Source organism: Frigidibacter sp. ROC022, from assembly GCF_024723735.1.
Lineage (GTDB): Bacteria > Pseudomonadota > Alphaproteobacteria > Rhodobacterales > Rhodobacteraceae > SLM-1.
Genome location: NZ_JANQDU010000001.1, coordinates 303,893 through 324,864 on the forward strand (window position 1 = coordinate 303,893; position 20,972 = coordinate 324,864).

General features: G+C 67.3%; 16 protein-coding genes. 11 read left to right on the top strand and 5 right to left on the bottom strand.

Annotated features, from left to right (window positions below):
* Window positions 1-191: 191 nt before the first annotated feature.
* The 8 genes from NUW50_RS01420 to NUW50_RS01455 all read left to right on the top strand — a co-directional run bounded on the left by NUW50_RS01420 (window position 192) and on the right by NUW50_RS01455 (window position 9,075).
* Window positions 192-1,748, top strand: coding sequence for a hypothetical protein (locus tag NUW50_RS01420; RefSeq protein WP_258287272.1), 1,557 nt, complete (start codon window positions 192-194; stop codon window positions 1,746-1,748).
* A gap of 341 nt (window positions 1,749-2,089) precedes the next feature.
* Window positions 2,090-2,377: a co-chaperone GroES gene (groES, locus tag NUW50_RS01425; protein ID WP_258287273.1), complete on the top strand. Its 288-nt coding sequence runs from the start codon at window positions 2,090-2,092 to the stop codon at window positions 2,375-2,377.
* Between the two features lie 63 nt (window positions 2,378-2,440).
* Window positions 2,441-4,099: a chaperonin GroEL gene (gene groL / locus NUW50_RS01430; protein WP_258287274.1), complete on the top strand. Its 1,659-nt coding sequence runs from the start codon at window positions 2,441-2,443 to the stop codon at window positions 4,097-4,099.
* Between the two features lie 149 nt (window positions 4,100-4,248).
* Window positions 4,249-5,001 carry an SDR family NAD(P)-dependent oxidoreductase gene (locus tag NUW50_RS01435; protein ID WP_258287275.1) on the top strand — a complete coding sequence of 251 codons (753 nt, stop codon included), beginning with the start codon at window positions 4,249-4,251 and terminating at the stop codon, window positions 4,999-5,001.
* 46 nt (window positions 5,002-5,047) lie between these two features.
* A complete protein-coding gene (locus NUW50_RS01440) occupies window positions 5,048-5,857 on the top strand; it encodes a TIGR00282 family metallophosphoesterase (protein ID WP_258287276.1) in 810 nt (269 codons plus the stop codon).
* Entirely contained in the window at window positions 5,854-6,795 is a 942-nt protein-coding gene (locus tag NUW50_RS01445) for a DMT family transporter (protein ID WP_258287277.1), read from the top strand. The genes NUW50_RS01440 and NUW50_RS01445 overlap by 4 nt, the downstream gene beginning before the upstream one ends.
* 136 nt (window positions 6,796-6,931) lie before the next feature.
* Entirely contained in the window at window positions 6,932-8,710 is a 1,779-nt protein-coding gene (locus tag NUW50_RS01450; RefSeq protein ID WP_258287278.1) for an SLC13 family permease, read from the top strand.
* Window positions 8,707-9,075: a hypothetical protein gene (locus NUW50_RS01455; protein ID WP_258287279.1), complete on the top strand. Its 369-nt coding sequence runs from the start codon at window positions 8,707-8,709 to the stop codon at window positions 9,073-9,075. Before NUW50_RS01450 ends, NUW50_RS01455 begins: the two co-directional genes overlap by 4 nt.
* Window positions 9,076-9,080: 5 nt before the next feature.
* Here the strand turns inward: NUW50_RS01455 and ygfZ are convergent, their stop codons facing one another.
* The 3 genes from ygfZ to NUW50_RS01470 form a co-directional block, all read right to left on the bottom strand.
* Window positions 9,081-9,812, bottom strand: coding sequence for a CAF17-like 4Fe-4S cluster assembly/insertion protein YgfZ (gene ygfZ / locus NUW50_RS01460; RefSeq protein ID WP_258287280.1), 732 nt, complete (start codon window positions 9,810-9,812; stop codon window positions 9,081-9,083).
* 81 nt (window positions 9,813-9,893) lie between these two features.
* Window positions 9,894-11,621, bottom strand: coding sequence for an ABC transporter ATP-binding protein (locus tag NUW50_RS01465; protein ID WP_258287281.1), 1,728 nt, complete (start codon window positions 11,619-11,621; stop codon window positions 9,894-9,896).
* Entirely contained in the window at window positions 11,618-12,352 is a 735-nt protein-coding gene (locus NUW50_RS01470) for a fused DSP-PTPase phosphatase/NAD kinase-like protein (protein ID WP_258287282.1), read from the bottom strand. The genes NUW50_RS01465 and NUW50_RS01470 overlap by 4 nt, the downstream gene beginning before the upstream one ends.
* A gap of 158 nt (window positions 12,353-12,510) precedes the next feature.
* Here NUW50_RS01470 and NUW50_RS01475 point away from each other — a divergent pair, with 158 nt between their 5' ends.
* Window positions 12,511-13,707 carry a pyridoxal-phosphate-dependent aminotransferase family protein gene (locus tag NUW50_RS01475; RefSeq protein WP_258287283.1) on the top strand — a complete coding sequence of 399 codons (1,197 nt, stop codon included), beginning with the start codon at window positions 12,511-12,513 and terminating at the stop codon, window positions 13,705-13,707.
* 73 nt (window positions 13,708-13,780) lie between these two features.
* Here NUW50_RS01475 and NUW50_RS01480 read toward each other — a convergent pair whose 3' ends face one another.
* Window positions 13,781-14,881 carry a pyridoxal phosphate-dependent aminotransferase gene (locus tag NUW50_RS01480; protein ID WP_258287284.1) on the bottom strand — a complete coding sequence of 367 codons (1,101 nt, stop codon included), beginning with the start codon at window positions 14,879-14,881 and terminating at the stop codon, window positions 13,781-13,783.
* A gap of 126 nt (window positions 14,882-15,007) precedes the next feature.
* Here NUW50_RS01480 and NUW50_RS01485 point away from each other — a divergent pair, with 126 nt between their 5' ends.
* Window positions 15,008-16,429 carry a caspase family protein gene (locus NUW50_RS01485; protein ID WP_258287285.1) on the top strand — a complete coding sequence of 474 codons (1,422 nt, stop codon included), beginning with the start codon at window positions 15,008-15,010 and terminating at the stop codon, window positions 16,427-16,429.
* 52 nt (window positions 16,430-16,481) lie between these two features.
* Window positions 16,482-17,849 (top strand): caspase family protein, encoded by a 1,368-nt coding sequence (locus NUW50_RS01490; protein ID WP_258287286.1) that lies wholly within the window; start codon window positions 16,482-16,484, stop codon window positions 17,847-17,849.
* A 27-nt stretch (window positions 17,850-17,876) separates the two neighbouring features.
* Here NUW50_RS01490 and NUW50_RS01495 read toward each other — a convergent pair whose 3' ends face one another.
* The gene (locus NUW50_RS01495) at window positions 17,877-20,936 is read right to left on the bottom strand and encodes a valine--tRNA ligase (protein WP_258287287.1); all 3,060 of its coding nucleotides are present in this window, start codon (window positions 20,934-20,936) and stop codon (window positions 17,877-17,879) included.
* Between the last annotated feature and the right edge of the window lie 36 nt (window positions 20,937-20,972).

A 20,972-nucleotide genomic window follows, 5' to 3' on the forward strand; every position in this document is an offset into this window, starting at 1 on the left:
GAACCGGAACAGGAGCCGCGCCGGAGTGACAAGGCCCCGACGAGGACCGCGCGACCCGGTTTTGGGCGGTTTCCAGGGTGATGAGGCCTTTCAGGTAAGGAATTCCAGTCCGCGATGGCCGTAATTCGGGGTTTCCAGGTCACGGATGCTTGAGGATACTGGCCCCATTGGAACAAGCCCTGAGGGATCACATGGTCAAGCTCTCCGCCCCGGTCGGCATGTCGCCCCGCAAAGGCGAAGGTGCTCCTGTCAAGAACGCCCCGAAAGACGTGGAAACCCTGCGGCTGGCGCTTCGCGCCAACAAGCTGATGGTGCCGGAGGGGCAAAAGGTCGATGCCGGTCTGATCAAGGCGATCAACGCCGCGCAGACCAAGGCGGGGTTCAAGAATCCCGACAGTGTCGTCGATCCCGACGGCAAGACCTGGAAATGGCTGGCACCGAAATACGAGGCCGCCGAGAAGGCCGCCGCGAAGGTGACGCTCTACAAGGTCGTCTATCGCGACAAGGAATGCATGCTGACCAAGAGCCAGCTCGACAAGCTGCGGGCCGAGGTCTTTGGCAATCTCCAGGGTTACTTGAAGTCGCTGCTGTCCAGCCACAAGACCAACATGCGGATATATCAGGATTACCTTGATACCGCGATGCTCAAGGACGGTTACCTGAACGCCGTCACCCAGGTCATCATCATCAAGGCCGGCGGCGTGAAGATGCCGGACAACAAGAAGGCCCTCGACGCGATCAAGGCGGCCGGCGCGCTGGAACGGGCGATGGCGTCCAAGGACCTTGAAAAGCTCGACAAGGCCCTGCCGGAAGCGGAAAAGAAGATCAACGCGTTCTCGGCGGATGTCGCGCGGTTCCTCAAGGAATTCACCGGCTCGGCGCAGACGACGGGGGATGTGCTCAGCGTCACCTCGGCGGTCTGCTTCGGCATCGTGGGCGCATTGGCGACGCCGGCGCTGGTCACCGGGCTGGGCGTGTCGGCACTGTCGGCGACCCTGATCTCGGGCGGCGGCGTGGCGGTGCTGCAATCGGCCAGCAAGGAACTGGGCAAGCACGCCAGCGGCCAGAAGGTCACGCTGTTCGACAGCGTCAAGGCCGTTGTCATCGACGGTACGATCGGGGTGGCAACCGCCGGGATCGCGTCGAAGCTCCCGCTGGGTTTTGTCGGCAAGATGGCCAAGCGGGTCGCCCCTTCCGTTGCCAAGCAGTTGACCGGCGTCGGTGTCGCCGAGGTCGAGAAAATCCTGGTCAAATACATGACCACCACCGGCGAGGAGGTCATCAAGTCCGCCTGTAGCGAGGCTTTGGCGCTGCTCGGCAAGACGCTCAAGAGCGGCAAGGCACCGACCGAAAAGGACCTGGAAGACGCGGTGCAGAAGATCCTCGTCACCCTGCTGACGGCAGGGATCGGCAAGCGGCTTGGCGGGTTCCAGAAGAAATGGGCGATGGACAATCGCAAGCTGCTGGAAGGCAAGATCTTCCCGGATGTGCTGAAGAAGATCGCCAAGTCGAACGAGCTGCCCCCGGTCATCAAGGCCAAGGTCTGGGCCGACGTCATGTCGAAGGTCTCGGGCGAACTGATGACGACCGGCACCTCGAAGGTGATCGACAAGATGAAGGGCGACGAAAGCGCCGACGCCTTGTCCAAGCTGGCATCCAAGGAAATCGAGAAGGATGCGAAGATCCGCAAGCTGATCGAAGTCGAGATGACCCGGGCCCTGAAAAAGCAGAAGGTCGAGGTAAAGTAGGGCGGCGACTGGCGGGCGGTCGGCCTGTCGGACGCCGCGCTCCTTTCGCGCGGGCCGGTCCTGGTGGCACGTTTCCGCCCGTTCCCGCCAGGGGCAGGCGGCGGTCCCGGCCGGATGATCCTGGCCGGGGGACTCGCGCCCGGGTGCTGCAGGCTGTATGGAGCCGTTGCGCGGGCGTCCCGACTCGTCAGACCTGCCCTGCCGAATTTCCTTCAGCGGTGGTTGACAGCCCCTCGGGCACTCTCTATCTCCCCACCGTTAGCACTCCCCCCGGGTGAGTGCTAACAGTCCCTCAGGGGGCATGGGAGATAACCGGACAGATTCCGAAGGAGTGTTCCAAGATGGCATTCACACCGCTGCATGACCGTGTGCTGGTAAAGCGCGTGGAAGGTGAAGAGAAGACCAAAGGCGGCCTGATCATCCCCGACAGCGCCAAAGAAAAGCCCGCCGAGGGCGAAGTCGTTGCGGTTGGCGAAGGTGCCCGCAAGGACTCGGGCGAGCTGATTGCACCGTCGGTCAAGAAAGGCGACCGTGTCCTGTTCGGCAAATGGTCGGGCACCGAGGTGACGCTCGACGGTGAAGAGCTGCTGATCATGAAGGAAAGCGACATTCTCGGCATTATCGCCTGAGACTTGTCGCCCGGCGCGCAAGGCCGCGCCTGCCCATGAAATTCAAAGACAGGAGTTAGCCAGATGGCTGCGAAAGACGTACGTTTCGAAACCGACGCCCGGAACCGGATGCTGAAAGGTGTCAACATCCTCGCCGACGCGGTGAAGGTCACGCTGGGCCCGAAAGGCCGCAACGTCGTGATCGACAAGTCCTTCGGTGCCCCGCGCATCACCAAGGACGGTGTGACGGTGGCCAAGGAAATCGAACTGGAAGACAAGTTCGAGAACATGGGCGCCCAGATGGTGAAAGAGGTTGCCTCTCGCACCAATGACGAAGCCGGTGACGGCACCACCACCGCGACGGTTCTGGCCCAGGCCATCGTCAAGGAAGGCATGAAGTCGGTTGCCGCCGGCATGAACCCGATGGACCTCAAGCGCGGCATCGACCTGGCGACCTCGACTGTCGTCGAAGCGATCAAGGCCGCCTCGCGTCCGGTTTCCGACAGCGACGAAGTTGCGCAGGTCGGCACCATCTCGGCCAACGGCGAGAAGGAAATCGGCCGTCAGATCGCTGACGCGATGCAGAAAGTCGGCAACGAGGGTGTCATCACCGTCGAAGAGAACAAGGGCCTCGAGACCGAGACCGAAGTCGTCGAAGGCATGCAGTTCGACCGCGGCTACCTCAGCCCCTACTTCGTCACCAACCCGGACAAGATGCTGACCGAGCTGGAAGATGTGCTGATCCTGCTGCACGAGAAGAAACTCTCGTCGCTGCAGCCGATGGTTCCGCTGCTGGAATCGGTGATCCAGTCGGGCAAGCCGCTGCTGATCATCGCGGAAGACGTCGAAGGCGAGGCCCTGGCCACGCTGGTCGTCAACAAGCTGCGTGGCGGCCTGAAGATCGCTGCCGTCAAGGCGCCGGGCTTCGGCGACCGCCGCAAGGCCATGCTGCAGGACATCGCGATCCTGACCGGTGGTCAGGTGATCTCGGAAGATCTGGGCATGAAGCTCGAGAATGTCAGCATTGACATGCTCGGCACCGCCAAGCGCGTCACGATCAACAAGGACAACACCACGATCGTCGATGGTCATGGTGCCAAGGCCGAGATCGAAGCCCGCGTGTCGCAGATCCGCCAGCAGATCGAGGAAACCACCTCGGACTACGACCGTGAGAAACTGCAAGAACGTGTCGCCAAACTGGCGGGCGGTGTTGCGGTCATCAAGGTCGGCGGCATGACCGAAGTCGAAGTGAAAGAGCGCAAGGACCGTGTTGACGACGCTCTGAACGCGACCCGGGCCGCGGTCCAGGAAGGCATCGTCGTCGGCGGTGGTGTGGCCCTGATCCAGGGCGGCAAGAAGCTGGAAGGCCTCAAGGGCGACAATGCGGACCAGAACGCGGGGATTTCGATCGTCCGCCGGGCTCTGGAAGCTCCGCTGCGTCAGATCGCCCAGAACGCGGGCGTGGATGGTTCGGTCGTCGCGGGCAAGATCCGCGAATCGGACGACCTCAAGTTCGGCTTCAACGCGCAGACCGAGGAATATGGCGACATGTTCAAGTTCGGCGTGATCGACCCGGCCAAGGTCGTGCGGACCGCTCTGGAAGACGCGGCCTCGGTCGCCGGCCTGCTGATCACCACCGAAGCCATGGTTGCCGATCGTCCGGCCAAGGATTCGGCCGGTGCCGGCGCCGGTGGCGGCATGGGCGACATGGGTGGCATGGGCGGCATGGGCGGCATGATGTAATGCCGACCGCTCAGGTCTGAAGACAGGGGAGGGGCGTCCGGAAGGGCGCCCCTTCTCGCATCCGGGCGCGGGCGTCGCCGCACGGGCAGCTTCCCTAAGGCGCGGTCGCGGGGTAGGCCGGGTGGGATCGGTCATCCTGGGAGGGGTTCATGCCTGCCATTGCACTCGTCATCGGCGCTAGCCGGGGCATCGGGCGCTCGATCGCGGTGAACCTGGGCCGCGCCGGGGTCGATGTGATCCTGACCTATCTGGGCAACGCCGCGGCGGCAGAGGAAGTCGTGTCCGAGATCGAGGCCGCGGGCCGGCGCGCCGCGGCGCTGCAACTCGACACCGGCGCCGCGGGAGACTTGCCGGCATTCGTCGCCAGGGTCGATGCGGTGCTGGGCAACTGGGGTTCCGGGCGGATCGACTACCTCGTCAACAATGCAGGGGTCGGGTTGATCAGACCCTTTGCCGAGACCAGCGCCGCCGATCTCGACCGGATGACCGAGGTGCTGTGGAAGGGCCCCTATCGGCTGACCCAGCAACTTGCGCCCCGACTCGCGGACGGCGGGCGCATTCTGATGATCACCTCGCGCACTGCTCGCAAGACCAAGCCGGGGATGAGCGTCTATGGCCCCTTGAAGGCGGCGGTCGAGGCACTGGTGCCCTATCTCGCGGCCGAACTCGGCCCGCGCCGGATCACCGTCAATGCCGTCGCGCCGGGGGCGGTGGCGACCGATTTCAACGGCGGTCGGCTGCGCGATGACTCCACCGCCAACGCCCGGACCGCCGCAACAACCGCCTTGGGCCGGGTCGCCGAGGCCGGGGACATCGGCGGCGCGGTCGCCGATCTGCTCACCGGACGGTTCCACTGGATGACCGGCGAACGGATCGAACTGTCGGGCGGCCAGGGCCTCTAGCGGGGTCCGTCTTGTCTTCGCGGCGCGGCAGCCGTAGGGGGGAAGAATGAAAATACTCTTTCTGGGCGATGTGATGGGCCGCGCCGGGCGGCAGGCGATGACGGGTCGGCTGACGGGCCTCAAGGCCGCGTGGAAGGCCGATTTCTGCGTCGTGAACGGCGAGAATGCGACCTCGGGCGCCGGGCTCAGCGCCGATCATGCCAAGGGCCTGCTGGCCGCCGGCGCCGATTGCGTCACGCTGGGGGATCATGCCTTCGATCAGAAGGACATGCTGGGTTTCATCGACTCCGAGCCGCGCATCGTCCGCCCGCTCAACTTCGCCAAGGGCGCACCGGGGCGCGGTGCGCAGGTCTTCGAGGTGCGGGGGAAGAAGGTGCTGGTCGCGCAGGTGCTGGGCCAGGTCTTCATGAAACGGCCCTTTGCCGACCCGTTCTCGGCCATCGAAACCGTGCTGAAGACCCATCCGCGCGGCGGCATGGTCGCCGCCAGCCTGATCGACATGCATTGCGAGGCGACCTCCGAGAAGATGGCCATGGGCCATTTCTGCGACGGCCGCGCCAGTGTCGTCGTGGGCACCCACACCCATGTGCCGACTGCCGATGCGATGATCCTGCCCGGTGGCACCGCCTATCAGACGGATGCCGGCATGTGCGGCGATTACGACTCGGTCATCGGCATGGACAAGGAAGAGCCGATGCGGCGCTTCATCACCGGAATGCCGAAGGGTCGGTTCTCTCCGGCCCCGGGCGAAGCGACGCTGTCGGGACTCTATGTCGAGACCGACGATGCGACGGGCCGCGCCACCCGGGTCGAGATGGTGCGCGACGGTGGCCGGCTGAGCGCTTCCGGACCATGAGCCAGGCGGTTGAGGCGCGGAGCCCGGCGTGGGGGCTGATCGGCGTGCTCGGCCTGCTCGGCGCCGCATGGGGCATGGGGCAGCCGCTGACCAAGATTGCCGTGTCGACCGGACATGGCCCCTGGGGGTTGATCTTCTGGCAGTTCCTGACCGGGGCGCTGGTTCTGGCGCTGATCCAGCTGGTACGGCGCCGCCCGGTGCCGCTGGCCCGGGGCGATGTGCAGGTCTACGCGGTGATTGCGCTCCTGGGCACGCTGCTGCCGATGGCCGCCTCTTTCATCGCCTACCGGCATCTGCCGGCCGGGATCATGTCGATCCTGATCTCGATGGTGCCGATGCTGGCCTTTCCGATCGCGCTTGCCCTGGGCGCCGACCGGTTCAGCTGGGTACGGCTGGGCGGGCTGTCGCTGGGGCTGGCGGGGGTGGCGCTGCTGATCCTGCCGCAGGGCGGGCTTGCGATGCCGAACGCCCTGGGCTGGGTGTTGCTGGGGATGGTGGCGCCGACCTTCTATGCGATCGAGGCGAATTACGTCGGCCATTGCGGCGTCCGGGGCATGGGCGCGATGCAGGTGCTGCACGGTGCTTCCTGGGTCGGGGCGGGCATGTCGTTGCCGGTGGCGCTGGCGACCGGGCAGATGTTCATTCCCGGCGGCGACCCGCGGGCCGACGGGGCGCTGATCGCGGCCTCGGTCCTGCATGTATTCGCCTATTCCGGCTATGTCTGGCTGGTCGGACGCGCCGGCAGCACCTTTGCCGCGCAATGCGCCTATCTGGTCACCGGGTTCGGCGTGCTCTGGGCGATGCTGCTGCTGGGCGAGCGTTATTCCGGCTGGGCCTGGGGCGCGATGGCTCTGGTCCTCTGCGGCCTGGCGCTGGTGCAGCCGCGCCCGAAGCTGGCGCCCGGCGCCGCCGCCAACCTGGGGCCCGGCGACCAATAGAGGTCCTTGCCGCGGGGCGGCGGCCTGCGGCTGGCAACTGCGACCATGCCGGGGCTTGCCGCCGCGCCTGCGCCCGGCGAGAATGCGCCCAAATCAGCGGCCCGTTCCCGATGGCCCGCCCCAGACTGGAGACGCGATGCTGTCGCTGCCGATCACCGAGCTTACCGGCGCCCTGGTGACGTTGGGCATCGTGGCCGGGATGTTCGTGCTCTTCGTGCGCGAGACCTATCCGACCGAAGTGGTGGCGATCGGCGGCGTGGCGCTTCTGCTGATCCTCGGGCTGCTGCCCTACGAGGCGGCACTGGAGGTCTTCTCCAATCAGGCGCCCTGGACGATCGCGGCGATGTTCCTGATCATGGGGTCGCTGGTGCGGACCGGGGCGCTGGAATGGCTGACCCGGCAGGCCGAGGCCCGGGCCCGCAAGCGCCCGCGGCAGACCGTGGTGCTGCTGCTGGCCTTCGTGGCGCTTCTCTCGGCCTTCATGAACAACACGCCGGTGGTGGTCATCATGATCCCGGTGTTCATCCAGGTTGCCCGGCGGCTCAAGGTTTCACCATCCAAGCTATTGATTCCGCTCAGCTATGCCTCGATCCTCGGCGGCACGACGACGCTGATCGGAACCTCGACCAACCTGCTGGTAGACGGCGTGGCGCAGTCGCGCGGCATGGCGCCCTTCTCGATCTTCGAGATCACCGGGCTGGGCATCGTGCAGGTGCTGGCGGGCGGTCTCTACATCACCCTGATCGGCCGCCGCCTGCTGCCCGACCGCCAGTCGATGGGCGTGCTGCTGGGCGACCGGCGCAAGATGAAGTATTTCACCGAGGTGGCGCTGCCCGAGGACAGCGCCCTGATCGGCCGCAACGTCAACGAGGTCGAGGAGTTCAAGCGCGAGGGCGTGCGGCTGATCGACGTCTTGCGCGGTGATGCCTCGCTGCGCCGCGACATGGGCAGCGTGGTGCTGGAACCGGGCGACCGGGTGGTGCTGCGCACCGAAATGACCGAGCTCTTGGGGCTTCAGCAGAACCGGGAACTGCGGATGATCGACAAGCTGTCCTCGGTGCCGACAACCACCGTCGAGGTGCTGATCACGCCCGGCTGCCGGATGGTCGGGCGCAGCCTGGGCGCGATGCGGCTGCGGCGGCGCTACGGGGTCTATCCGCTGGCGGTGCACCGCTCGAACCAGAATATCGGCCGGCAGCTGGACGATCTGGTGGTGCGGGTCGGGGATACGCTGCTGCTCGAAGGCGCGCCCGAGGATATCGAGCGGCTGGCGGCGGACATGGAACTGGTGAATATCGCCCAGCCCGCGGTGCGGGCCTATCGCCGCCGCCATGCCCCGATCGCCATCGCCGCCCTGCTGGGGGTGGTCGTGCTGGCGGCCCTGGGCGTGGCGCAGATCCTGCCGCTGGCAGTGATCGCGGTGGCGGTGATCCTGCTGACCCGCTGCATCGACGCCGAAGAGGCGTTCTCCTTCGTCGAGGGGCGGCTGCTGGCGCTGATCTTCGCGATGCTGGCGGTGGGCGTGGCCCTGGAGCAATCCGGCGCCGTGGCGCTGATCGTCGGCTGGGTGCAGCCGTTCATGGTTCACCTGTCATCGTTCTTCGTGGTGCTGATCCTCTACCTGCTGGCCTCGACCCTGACAGAGCTGGTTTCGAACAACGCGGTCGGGGTGATCTTCACGCCGATCGTGATCGAGTTGGGGCTGGCCCTTGGCTATGATCCACGCGGGCTGGTCGTGGCGGTGATGTTCGCCGCTTCGGCCGCCTTCTCGACGCCGATCGGCTACCAGACCAACATGCTGGTCTACGGTCCGGGCGGCTATCGGTTCACCGATTACCTGAAGGTCGGGATTCCGCTGAACATCCTTCTGGGGCTGGTCGGCTCGGCACTGATCACGCTACTGTGGCCGCTATGAGACGGGAACCGGGACTTGTCGCGTTGCTGGGGTTTTGTGCCGCGCTGGCGGGCTGTGGTGCCGGGCCGGGAGGCCCGGCGCCCGGCGGCGGTGCGCCGCGGCAGGTGGAGCCGACCCGAACCGTGCTCTACGAACAGACCGTAACCGTTGAGATGTCCGACCGGAGCTTCTGCACCGGGCCGCGCGGCTCTCAGGGCCGAAGCTGGCAGGGCAGGTTGCAGGGTTGTCCGCATCTCTGGCCGTTCCAGGCCAGCCTGCCGCCGGGCCGGGTGACGCGGCTGGTACTGCATCCCGGCACCGATGGCGCGGCGCAGGTGGTGCTGACCGGGCCGGACGGTCGCGCGCGCCCGTTCAGCGGCGGCTGAATTGCTCAGCCGCGCCAGTTGACCACGGCGTCTCCGGCCCGCATCCCTTCCCCCGCCCGGTCATGGCGCAGATAGGCGATGGCCTGGCCGCCATGCTGGCTGAACAGCACCCCCGCCGGCTTCCCGCCGGCCAGAATCTCGGTGCCGACCGGGGCCGCGCCCTCGATTTCGACCGTGACCAGCCCCTTGCGCAGCTCGGTCTTGTGCTTCATCCGGGCGGTGACCTCCTGCCCGACATAGCAGCCCTTGCGGAAATCCACCCCGTGCAGCCGCTCGAAGCCGCATTCCAGGATGTAGCTCTCGTTCGGGATCAGCTCGACGCCGGATTCCGGAATGCAATGGGCGACCCGCAGCGGCAGCGGATCGGGCAGTTCGTCGGGGCCGGGCGGGCCATAGCGGCGATGACCCAGCGACGGATGCCGCGGGTCGGCCAGGGCGCCCTCGGGATCGCCGGTCCGTATCACCGACAGCTCGCTTTCGGCAATCGTCACATCGGCGCGCAACCGATACATGCCCAGTCGCTGCACCGTGGCCGCTGCCAGCACCGGCGCCACGTCGAGAAGGATCGCATCCCCTCGCCGGGCCAGGAAGAAATCGGCCAGATACTTGCCTTGCGGGCTGAGCAGGGCGGCATAGACCAGCCCGTCCTTCAGCCTTGCCAGGTCATTGCTGACCAGCCCCTGAAGAAAGCTCTCGGCATCGCTGCCGCCGATCTCGTAAACCTTGCCGCCTGCCATGTCGCGCCTCCGATGGCCTACATAGGCGCGAAGCCGGGGCGTCGGAAGGGGCCTTGTGCCCGGGTCCGGCGGCTTTGCTGCCTAGCTGTCGGCGAACTGCATCTTGTAGAGCGCCGCATAGAGCCCGTCGCGGGCCAGCAATTCGTCATGGCGGCCCTGATCCACCACCCGGCCATGGTCCATCACCACGATCCGGTCGGCGGCGCGGATGGTCGAGAGCCGGTGCGCGATGACCAGCGTGGTCCGGCCCTGCGACAGCCGGTCCAAGGCGTCCTGCACCGCCGCCTCAGAGGCCGCGTCCAGGGCGCTGGTCGCCTCGTCCAGCAGCAGGATCGGCCGGTCGCGCAGCAAGGCCCGGGCGATGGCCACCCGCTGCCGCTGGCCGCCGGAGAGCGCCGACCCGCGCGGCCCGGCAGCGCTGTCCAGACCCATCGGCAGGTCCTTGACGAAATCGGCGACATGGGCGGCGCGGGTCGCGGCCTCCAGGTCTTCCGGCGTCACCTCGGCCCCCATCAGGATATTGTCGCGCAGGGTCTCGTCGAACAGGGCCGCATCCTGCGCCACCACCGAGAACAGTGATCGCAGCTCGGGCAGCGCCATCTCGTCCACCGGCACCCCGCCCAGTTCGATCCGGCCCGAGTCCGGGTCGGCCAGCCGCGCCAGCAGCGAGAAGACGGTGCTTTTCCCGGCCCCGGAGGGCCCGACCAGCGCCGTGGTCTCGCCCGCCCGGGCGGTGAAGCTGAGCCCGCGCAGCACCTGGGTCTCGCCATAGCTGAAGGTGACGTCCTCCAGCGTGATGTCGGCCCGGTCCGGCGGCACCGTCAGGGCGCGCGGCTGTTCCGGCGACAGGATCGTCGGCTGCAGGGCGAAAATCTGACGGATCCGGTCGAGGCTGGCCCGCGCCGCCACCCATTGTCCCGAGACATTGCCCAGCCGGCGCAGCGGCTCGAAGACCAGCGCCATGGCGGTGAAGAAGGCCATGAACTGGCCCACCGTCTTGGTGCCGTCGATGATCTGCATCCCGCCATAGCTGAGCACGCCGAAGAAACCCACCCCGGCGATCAGGTCCATCAGCGCCGGGATCCCGGCCTGCCCGGCCTCGGAGCGGACCTGTGACTGGACGAATCCGGTCAGCTCGTCGCCATAGCGCTGCGCCTCGCGGGCTTCGGTGCCCGAAAGCTTGATCGCATTGGCGCCGTGAAACACCTCGTCCAGCCGGGTCGAGAGCCGCGCCGCGGTGGCCCGGGCGGCCCGGCTGGCGGCGCCGACACGGCGTTGCAGGCCGGCGGCGGGCAGGATCAGCACCGGCGCCGCGGCCACCGCGATCAGGGTCCAGACCCAGTCGATCGACAGGGCCACGGCGAACAGCGAGACCAGCGCCACCCCGTCGCGGCCAAGCGCCGCCAGCACCTGCGAGGGCAGGTTGGCCGCCGCCAGCGTGTCGCCGCGGACCCGCTCGATCAGGGTGCCGGGCGGGGTCTCGGCAAAGAAACTCGAATCCAGCCCGACCAGATGGCGGACCATGTCGGCCTGCATCGCGGCCGAGACCCGCTGCCCGACCACGGCCATCAGCACTCTCTGGCCGAACCCGGCCGCGGCGCGGATGACGAAGAGGCCGCAGATTCCGCCTGCCACCCAGGGAATCGCGCCGCGCTGGCCGCCGATGAAGATGCGGTCGAACATCGGCCCGATCGACCAGCTGAGCAGCCCCAGCATGCTGCCCTCGACGGACATCAGCAGCATCGCCAGGAGGAGCAGCCGCCACCACGGCCGCACATAGGACCAGAGCCAGGCGCGAATGCCGGTCATTTCGGGCCGGTCACGGCGCGGCGTCGTGCCGCGGCGGGGCCGTTCGGCCCGGTGCGCGGCGCGGTCTCGAAGGACCGGGTCAGCGCCTCGGGGTCGTAGCGGGTGGCGAACCAGTCCCGGATCCCGATCGGGCTTTCGGCATTGTCATCGGCATAGGCCTGCAACAGATGGTCCAGGATCCCGGTCCGCGTGCCCTTCAGATGCGCATAGCGCCAGTGCAGCTGCCGCTGCGCCTCTTCCACCGGCCGGTTCTCCTGGTCCAGCAGCCAGAGCGCCGAGACCAGCCCGGCCCGGTCGGCCCCGGACTTGCAGTGCAGCACGAAGGGCCGCTCGATCCGGTCGAACAGCGAGAACAGCTTCATGAACTGTTCGCGCGGGACCAGGTGCCGGGCGTAGATCTTGATGTCGATCATCTCGATGCCGAGGCGGTCGGCGGCCTCGCGCTCGAACAGGTAGAAGGAATAGCGGTCGACCCCGCGCAGGTTCAGGATCGTCCGGATCCCCATCTCGCGATAGCGCCGCAGCCGCCGGGCCGAGGGCTGGTTGGAGCGCCAGACTCCGGGTGCGATCTCGAAGAGATTGGTCCAGAACACCCTGAGAAAGCCGTGATCGGCCAGATGGTAATGCCAGACCGCCTGCCGGCGTCCGCGCGGCGTCGAAATGTCGGTGCCATAGGATTTGGACCAGCGCTTTTCGGCCTCGTGGATTCGGTTGAAGAAGCGGCGGATCATGACGGGCGGGGTCCGGGTTCTGGGTCCGACGGATATGGTCGGAGCCGGCCGATAAGTCAAATTCCGCGGCATTTCCGGGGTCCGGGCGGTTCCCCGATTGACCCTTGCCGGACACGGGCATAGCAGAATTCGACCTTTGCAAGCAGGAGTCGCAGCCAATGTCATTGTCGCAAGGCCGGAGCTATCTGGCGATTCCCGGACCCTCGGTGATGCCCGACAGGGTGCTTTCGGCGATGCACCGCGCGGCGCCGAACATCTACGAGGGCGAACTGCACCGGGTGACGGCCTCGCTGATGCCCGACCTGCGGACGCTGGCCGGGACGCGCGCGCATGTGGCGATGTATATCACCAATGGCCATGGCAGCTGGGAAGCGGCGGTGTCGAATGTCTTCTCGCCGGGGGACAGGGCGCTGGTGCTCTCGACCGGCCGGTTCGCGCTCGGCTGGGCGAAGAGCGCCCGGGCACGCGGGGTCGAGACCGAGATCCTCGATTTCGGCAATCGCGCCACGATCGACATCGCGCGCCTGGCCGAGGCCCTGCAGGCCGACAAGGCCCATGCGATCAAGGCCGTGGCAATGGTGCAGACCGACACCTCGACCTCGGTCCGCAACGATGTTCAGGCGGTGCGGGCGGCCCTGGATGCCGAGGGGCACCCGGCGCTGCTGCTGGTGGATTGCATCTGCTCGATGGGCTGCGACCGGTTCGAGATGGATGCCTGGGGGGTCGATGTCGTGGTCTCGGCCAGCCAGAAGGGGCTGATGACGCCGCCGGGGCTGGGGTTCGTCTGGTTCTCCGACAAGGCGGCCGAGGCCCAGAAGTCCGCCGCCTGCGTCACCGACTACTGGGACTGGGCGCCCCGCGCGGCACCCGAGGAATACTGGCAATACTGGTGCGGCACCGCGCCGACCCATCATGTCTACGGGCTGCGCGCGGCGCTGGACATGATCCTGGAAGAGGGCCTGTCCCATGTCTGGGACCGTCATGCCACCCTGGCCCGGGCCTATTGGGCGGCTTTCGAGGCCTGGGGCGCGGAGGGTCCGGTGGAGTTGAACATCGCCGACCCGGCGCTGCGCAGTCATGCCGTGACCGCGGTGCGTATCGGATCGCCGCATGGCACCGCACTGCGCGACTGGGTGCGGGAAAACTGCGGCGTCACGCTGGGGATCGGTCTCGGCATGGCGCCGATGGGCGATCCGGCCTGGCACGGGTTCTTCCGGGTCGGTCATATGGGGCATCTGAACGCGCATATGGTGCTGGGCACGATCGGCGCCATCGAGGCCGGGCTGACCGCTCTGAAGCTGCCGCATGGCAAGGGCGGCCTCGATGCCGCCGCGGCGGTGATCTCCGGCGCCTGACCACGCCCCATCTTCGGGTCGGAAATACTCCGGGGGCGGCCGCAGGCCGGGGGGCAGCGCCCCCCTCACCCCCTCAGCCGCGCGCCGCCGCCAGGGCCTCGGGCAGCGCCCCGGCCAGGATGTCGAGCACCTCGGCCGGACCGGCCGAGACCCGGATGCAGCGGTCGCCCGGCGCCACGAAGGGCATCCGCACGAAGACATCCCGCGCCGCCAGTTCCCCCAGCAGGCGGCGGGCGAACGCGCCGTCACGGTGGCAATCGAGGGTCACGAAATTGGTCGCCGAGGGCAGGGCGGTCAACCCGTTCTCGGCGCCGATCGCGGCGATGCGCTGCCGCGCCACGGCGACTTCGGCCCGGACATGCGCCAGCCAACCCTCCGCCCGAAGCGCCGCCAGCGCCCCGATCTGGCCGATCCGCCCGATGCCGAAATGGTTGCGCACCTTGTCGAAGGCCGAGATCAGCCCCGGCGCGCCGATCCCGTAGCCGATCCGAGCCCCGGCCATGCCATGCGCCTTTGAGAAGGTCCTCAGCCGGATCACCCGCGGGTCCGACTCCGCGATCCTCGGCGCGGTGCCCTCGGGCGCGAATTCGACATAGGCCTCGTCCAGCAGCAGCAGGCAGCCGGCCGGCAGCGCCTCGATCATCGCCTCGATCCGCGCCGCCGGATGCCAGGAGCCCATCGGATTGTCGGGATTGGCCAGATAGACCAGCTTGGCCCCGGTCCGCGCCGCCTCGGCGACCAGGGCCTGCGGGTCTTCGGCATCGTCGCGATAGGGGACCTTGTGCAGCACCCCGCCGAAGCCCGCGACATGGTAGTTGAAGGTCGGATAGGCGCCGTCCGAGGTCACCACCGGATCGCCGGGCGCCAGCATCAGCCGGCAGAGATAGCCCAGCAGCCCGTCGATTCCCTCACCGACGATCACGTTTTCCGGCGCAACGCCCAGGCTTTCGGCCAGCGCATGGCGCAGGTCGTGGCTTTCGGGGTCGGCATACATCCAGACTTCCGAGGCCGCCGCACGCATCGCCGCCAGCGCCTCGGGCGCTGGGCCGAACAGGCTCTCGTTCGCGCCGAGCCTTGCGCGGAAAGGCTTTCCGCGTGTCCGCTCCTGGGTTTCGGGCCCGACGAAGGGCACCGTGGCGGGCAGGCTCTGGACCAGGTCGGTATAGCGTGGCATCGCGGCTCCTTTGCGGACAGATGTGCAACAGTTGCGGCGAAGCGGGCGGACGGGCAAGGGGCTTTCCCTACCTTGCCGCAGAAGGGGGGCGGGGGTAGCTTGGGCACGATATTTGATGGCCGAGACATGTTGGCACGATTTCTGACCCTGATTCTGGTGGTATTCTCCGCCGTAGCGGCGCTGTCCGGCGCGGCGCGGGCCAAGTCGCTGGCGTTGGTTATCGGCAATGATGCCTATACCGAGATCGAGCCCCTGCAGAAGGCGGTGGCGGATTCGGGCGGCTATGCCGACCTGTTTGCCGGAATGGGCTTCGAGGTCACCCGGGTGCAGGACCTGACCGCCCGGCAGATGGTCGAGACACTGGCCGGCTTCTACGATTCCATCACGCCCGGCGATATCGTCATCTTCGTCTATTCCGGCCATGGCTGGAGCGACGGGCAGCAGAACTATCTGGTGCCGGTGGACATCCGCGCCCAGGGTTCGGAAACCCTGCTGGCCGGTGAGAGTTTCCCGGTGCGCAACGGGGTCAACGGCATCGTCGACGAGATTGCCCGGCGCGGGCCGCAGCTGACCGTGGCGATCATCGACGCCTGCCGCAACAACCCGTTCACCAATCCGCAGGGCACCCGCAGCTTCGGGCTGAGCCGCGGCCTGGTTCCGGTGCAGGCGCCGACCGGGACCTTCATCGCCTTCTCGGCGGGTGAGGGGCAGACGGCGCTGGATCGGTTGTCCGACAACGATCCGGTGCCCTATTCGGTCTTCACCCGCTTTTTCCTGGACGAGCTGGCCAAGCCGCAGGACCTGCAGACCGCCTTCAAGGCGACACAGGCAAGGGTCAACGAGACCGCCAAGTCGGTCGGCCATCCGCAGCGCCCGGCCTATTACGACGAGGTGATCGGCTCGGCCTGTCTCTCGGGCCATTGCGCGACCGACAATCCCGCGCCGCCGACCTACCTGCCCGGCCCCGCCGACCCGGTGGCCCGGGCCGCGGAAGAGTGGAAGGATTTTCGCAATTCGACCTCGATCGCGGCGTTGAAGAGCTTTGCCGAGCGGCACAAGGGCACGCCCTACGCCGACCTGGCGCGGGAGCGGATCGCGATGCTGGAGGCGCAGGCCGAGACGCCCGACGCCCCGGCGCCGCGGTCGGACAACCCGCTGCGTCCGGCGCTGCCGAAGGTCGATCCCGGGGCCGAGCCGGTGGTCGTGGTGCCGCCGATCGCCATTGCGCCCGAACCCGTGGTGGTGCCGGAACCCGCACCCGAGCCCGAGCCGGCCCCGGCGCCCGCCGTCGGCTATGAACAGCCCGAGTGGTGCCCCTATGCAGCCACGCCGACCGAGATCGCCATCTGCGCCGATGCCGGCCTGTCCTGGCGAGACATCGCCCTGGTCAATTTCTACAACAAGGTCTTCGAGGCGCGGGGCAAGTCGGGCCGCGTGGCGCTGAAGTCCGAGCAGGAGGCCTGGCTGGCCCGGCGCAACCGCTGCGGTGCCGATCCGGTCTGCATCGCTTCCGCCTATGACAAGCGGATCGCCGAGCTGATCCGGTAGCCGCGACTGCGCGATGCGTGTTAGGCTTTCGGACCGACCAGACGGAGGTCCGATGTTCGTTCAAACCCTCGCCCGGAGCCTGGCGCGCCTCGTGCTTGGCCTTGCCCTGTCGCTCCCCGCCCAGACGGCGGCGGCGAAGTCGCTGGCGCTGCTGATCGGCAATGATGCCTATACCGAGATCGCGCCGCTGCGCACCGCCCGTGCCGACGCCGGCGGCTATGCGCAGCTGTTCCAGAGCATGGGTTTCGCGGTGACCGAGGCGCATGACCTGACCGGCAGCGCGATGCGGGTGACCCTGGCCCGGTTCTACGATTCCATCGCCCCCGGCGACACGGTGGTCTTCGTCTATTCGGGCCATGGCTGGAGCGACGGACAGCAGAACTATCTGGTGCCGGTCGATATCCAGGCCAGCGGCTCTGCGACGCTGCTCTCGGTCGAGAGCTTTCCGGTCCGCAATGGAGTCAACGGGATCGTCGATCAGATCAACCGGCGCGCGCCGGGGCTTCTGGTGGCGATCCTCGACGCCTGCCGCAACAACCCCTTCACCGATGATTCGGGCACCCGCTCGGTCGGGCTGACGCGGGGGCTGGTGCCGGTGCAGGCGCCCTCGGGCACCTTCATCGCATTTTCGGCGGGCGCAGGGCAGACGGCCCTGGATCGGCTTTCCGACGAGGACCCGGCCCGCTATTCGGTGTTCACCCGGGTGTTCCTCGACGAGCTGGCCAAGGGCCAGGACCTGCAGAGCGCGTTCAAGACCACGCAGGCGCGGGTCAGCGAACTGGCCGCCGCGATCGGTCACCAACAACGCCCGGCCTATTACGACGAGGTGATCGGCGCCGCCTGCCTGTCCGGCGTCTGCGGCGCCCCGCCCCGCGAAGCGGCTACGGAGGATGCGCCCCCCGCAGCGACGCCCGTGACGGACCCGGTGGCCATCGCGGCACGCGAGTGGCAGGACTTCAAGAGCACGACCTCGATCCCGGCGCTGATTGCCTTTGCCGAGCGTCATGCCGGAACGCCCTATGCCGAACTGGCCCGCGGGCGGATTGCGGAACTGAGGGCCGCGGCCGCGCCCGACCCCGAGGACGTGCCCGACGCGGCGCCGCAGCCCGAACCGCCGGAGGTGGCCGCCACGCCGACACCCGGTGCCCGGGAGGTGACCGAAGGCGACCGCCCGGACTGGTGCCGCGCCGCCGCCACTCCGACCGAGCTGGCGATCTGCGCAGATGCGTCGCTGGCCGGACAGGACATCCGGATGGCCCGGCAATACGCGACACTGCTGAAGAGTCTTGCCCAGGACGCCGGCAGCAGGCTGAAATCCGATCAGCGGAACTGGCTGAAACGGCGCAACGCGTGTGGCGCCGACGTGACCTGCCTGCAGGCAGCCTATCGCGACCGGCTGGCGGAACTGGCGCGCTACTGATCCCGGCGGGGGCCTTCCGGCCCCGGCTCAACCCAGTTCGGCCAGCCGCGCCAGGGCCGCTTTCAGCCGGCCGGCCTCCTCGGACTTCTGGGTCTGCAATTCGCGGGTCTCTTCGACCACATCTTCCGGGGCGCTCTCGACGAACTTGGGGTTCTTCAGCCGGCCGTTCAGCCCGGCGAGGTCCTTTTCCAGCTTCGCCAGCGCCTTCGACAGCCGGTCGTTCTCGGCCGCCACGTCGATGATGCCGGCCAGCGGAAGCGCGAAGGTGCCGCCGTCCACCGCCACGGTGATCGAGCCCTTGGGCGCGGCTTCGGCGGCCTCCAGCGAGTCGATCCGCGCCAGCCGCTTGATCAGCACCTCGTTGCGCGCCCATGCGGCCTCGCCCGCCGCATCCAGCGACAGTTTCAGCATCGCCAGGTGCAGCCCGGCAGGGACATGCATCTCGGCCCTGGCCGAACGGATGTTCTCGATCAGCGAGATCACCCAGTTCATTTCCCGGTCGGCCTCGGCGTCAATCAGCTCGGCGCCGTATTCCGGCCAGTCGGCATGTACGCAGGGTTTTGCGCGGCTCGGCGCCATCAGGCCCCAGAGTTCCTCGGTGATGAAGGGCATGAACGGGTGCAGCAGGATCGCGCATTGGTCGAGCACCCAGGCCATCGTCTCCTGGGTCTCGGCCTTTTGCGCCTCGGTGCCGTCCAGCAGCAGCGGCTTGGAGAATTCGACATACCAGTCGCAGACCTTGCCCCAGACAAAGGCGTAGAGCCCAAGGGCCGCCTCGTTGAACCGGTAGCCTTCCAGCGCCTGATCGACGGTCTCGCGGATTCGCGCCGTCTCGCCGATGATCCACTTGTTCAGCGTTTCCTTCGGGGAAGGGATGCCGTTGCGGGGTGCCTGGAAGACGCCGTTCATCTCGGCAAACCGGGCCGCGTTCCAGAGCTTTGTCGTGAAGTTCCGGTAGCCGGTCACGCGCTCTTTCGAGAGTTTCAGCGTGCCGCCGAGGGCCGCCATCGAGGCCATGGTGAAGCGCACCGCATCGGCGCCGACCTCGTCGATCAGTTCCAGCGGGTCGATGACATTGCCCAGCGTCTTGGACATCTTCACGCCCTTCTCGTCGCGGACAAGAGCGTGCAGGTAGACGGTGTGGAACGGCACCTCCTTCACCACTTCCATCTGCATCATGATCATCCGGGCAACCCAGAAGAACAGGATGTCGAAGCCGGTGACGAGCACGCTGGTCGGGAAATACTTGCGAAACTCCGGGGTGTCCTCGGGCCAGCCGAGAGTGCCGATCGGCCACAGACCCGAAGAGAACCAGGTGTCGAGAACGTCGGGGTCACGCCAGACCGGATAGACCAGATGGGTCGGGTCCTGATTGATCGCGTATTCGGCCAGCCGTTCGGCCAGCAGGTCCATCGCTTCCTGCTTGTCGGCGACCTCGACGATGGCGGCATTCGACAACGGGTTCGGGACGTCGATGATCTCGGCCCGGAAGGCATCCTTGACGCTCTCGAAATCGGTGGCGCAATGCATCACGTCGCCACCCTGCAACATGCCGTCGCGGACCAGCAGACCCAGAACCTGCACGTCATCTAGATCGCCCGAGGCGTTCAGGTCGCCGGTATCGACCCCGAGGTCGAGCCCGTACCAGACCGGCACCCGGTGCCCCCACCAGAGTTGGCGCGAGATGCACCAGGGTTCGATATTTTCCAGCCAGTGATCGTAGACCTTCTTGTCGCGCTCGGGCAGGATCTGGATGCGACCGTCGTTCACCGCTTCCAGCGCCGGGCCGGCCAGGGTCTTGGCATCGACGAACCACTGATCGGTCAGCATCGGCTCGATGACGACTTTCGACCGGTCGCCGAAGGGCTGCATGATCTTCTTCGACTCGACCTTGAGCATCAGCCCCTCGGCGTCGATGTCGGCGATGACGCGCTTGCGGGCTTCGAACCGGTCCAGCCCGCGATAGGCCTCGGGCACGAGGTTCAGCGTATCGATCTCGGCGGCGTCGAAACTGGCGCCCTCGGCAATCTCCTGCGCCCGGGCCGCGACGGTGGCGTAATCGTCGCCGTCGTCGCGCATCGCGCCCTTGGTATCCATGAGCCGATACAGCGGGATGCCGTTGCGGGTGGCGACGGCGTAGTCGTTGAAATCATGCGCGCCGGTGATCTTGACCGCACCGGACCCGAAATCCTTGTCGGGATAGGTATCGGTGATGATCGGGATCAGCCGCCGGTGCTCCTTGGGCCCGACCGGGATTTCGCACAGTTTCCCGACGATCGGCGCGTAGCGTTCATCGGAAGGATGCACCGCCACCGCGCCGTCGCCCAGCATGGTCTCGGGCCGGGTGGTGGCAATCGAGATGTAGTCGCGGGTCTCGCGCAGGATGACGTTCCCGTCTTCGTCCTTCTCGATGTATTCATAGGTTTCCCCGCCTTGCAGCGGATACTTGAAGTGCCACATGTGGCCGTCGATCTCGATGTTCTCGACTTCCAGGTCCGAGATCGCGGTCTCGAAATGCGGGTCCCAGTTGACCAGCCGCTTGCCGCGGGTGATCAGCCCCTTCTGGTAGAGATCGACAAAGACCTTCAGCACCGCGTCGTGGAAATTCCCCTCTTCCCCCTCGGGGGCGCCGGGAGCGCCCGACATGGTGAAGGCGATGCGGTCCCAGTCGCAGGAGGCGCCCAGCCGCTTAAGCTGGTTGATGATGGTCGAACCGAATTCCTGCTTGTACTCCCAGACCTTGGCGATGAACTCCTCGCGGCTCAGGTCGGTGCGGCGCTGGTCGGATTCGGCCATCAGGCGCTTCTCGACCTGCAGCTGGGTGGCGATCCCGGCGTGGTCGGTCCCCGGCTGCCACAGCGTGTCGAAGCCCCGCATCCGGTGCCAGCGGGTCAGGATGTCCTGAAGCGTGTTGTTGAAGGCATGGCCCACATGCAGCGCCCCGGTGACATTCGGCGGCGGGATCATGATGCAGAAGGTTTCCTTGCGCGAGGCATTGGCCCCGGCCCGGAAGGCGCCCGAGGCCTCCCACATGGCGGCGATGCGGGCCTCGGCCTCGGTGGCGTCGAAGGTCTTTTCCATCGGCATGGTGGCAGTCCCGTTGGTCGTTTCGGTGCAGGGTGC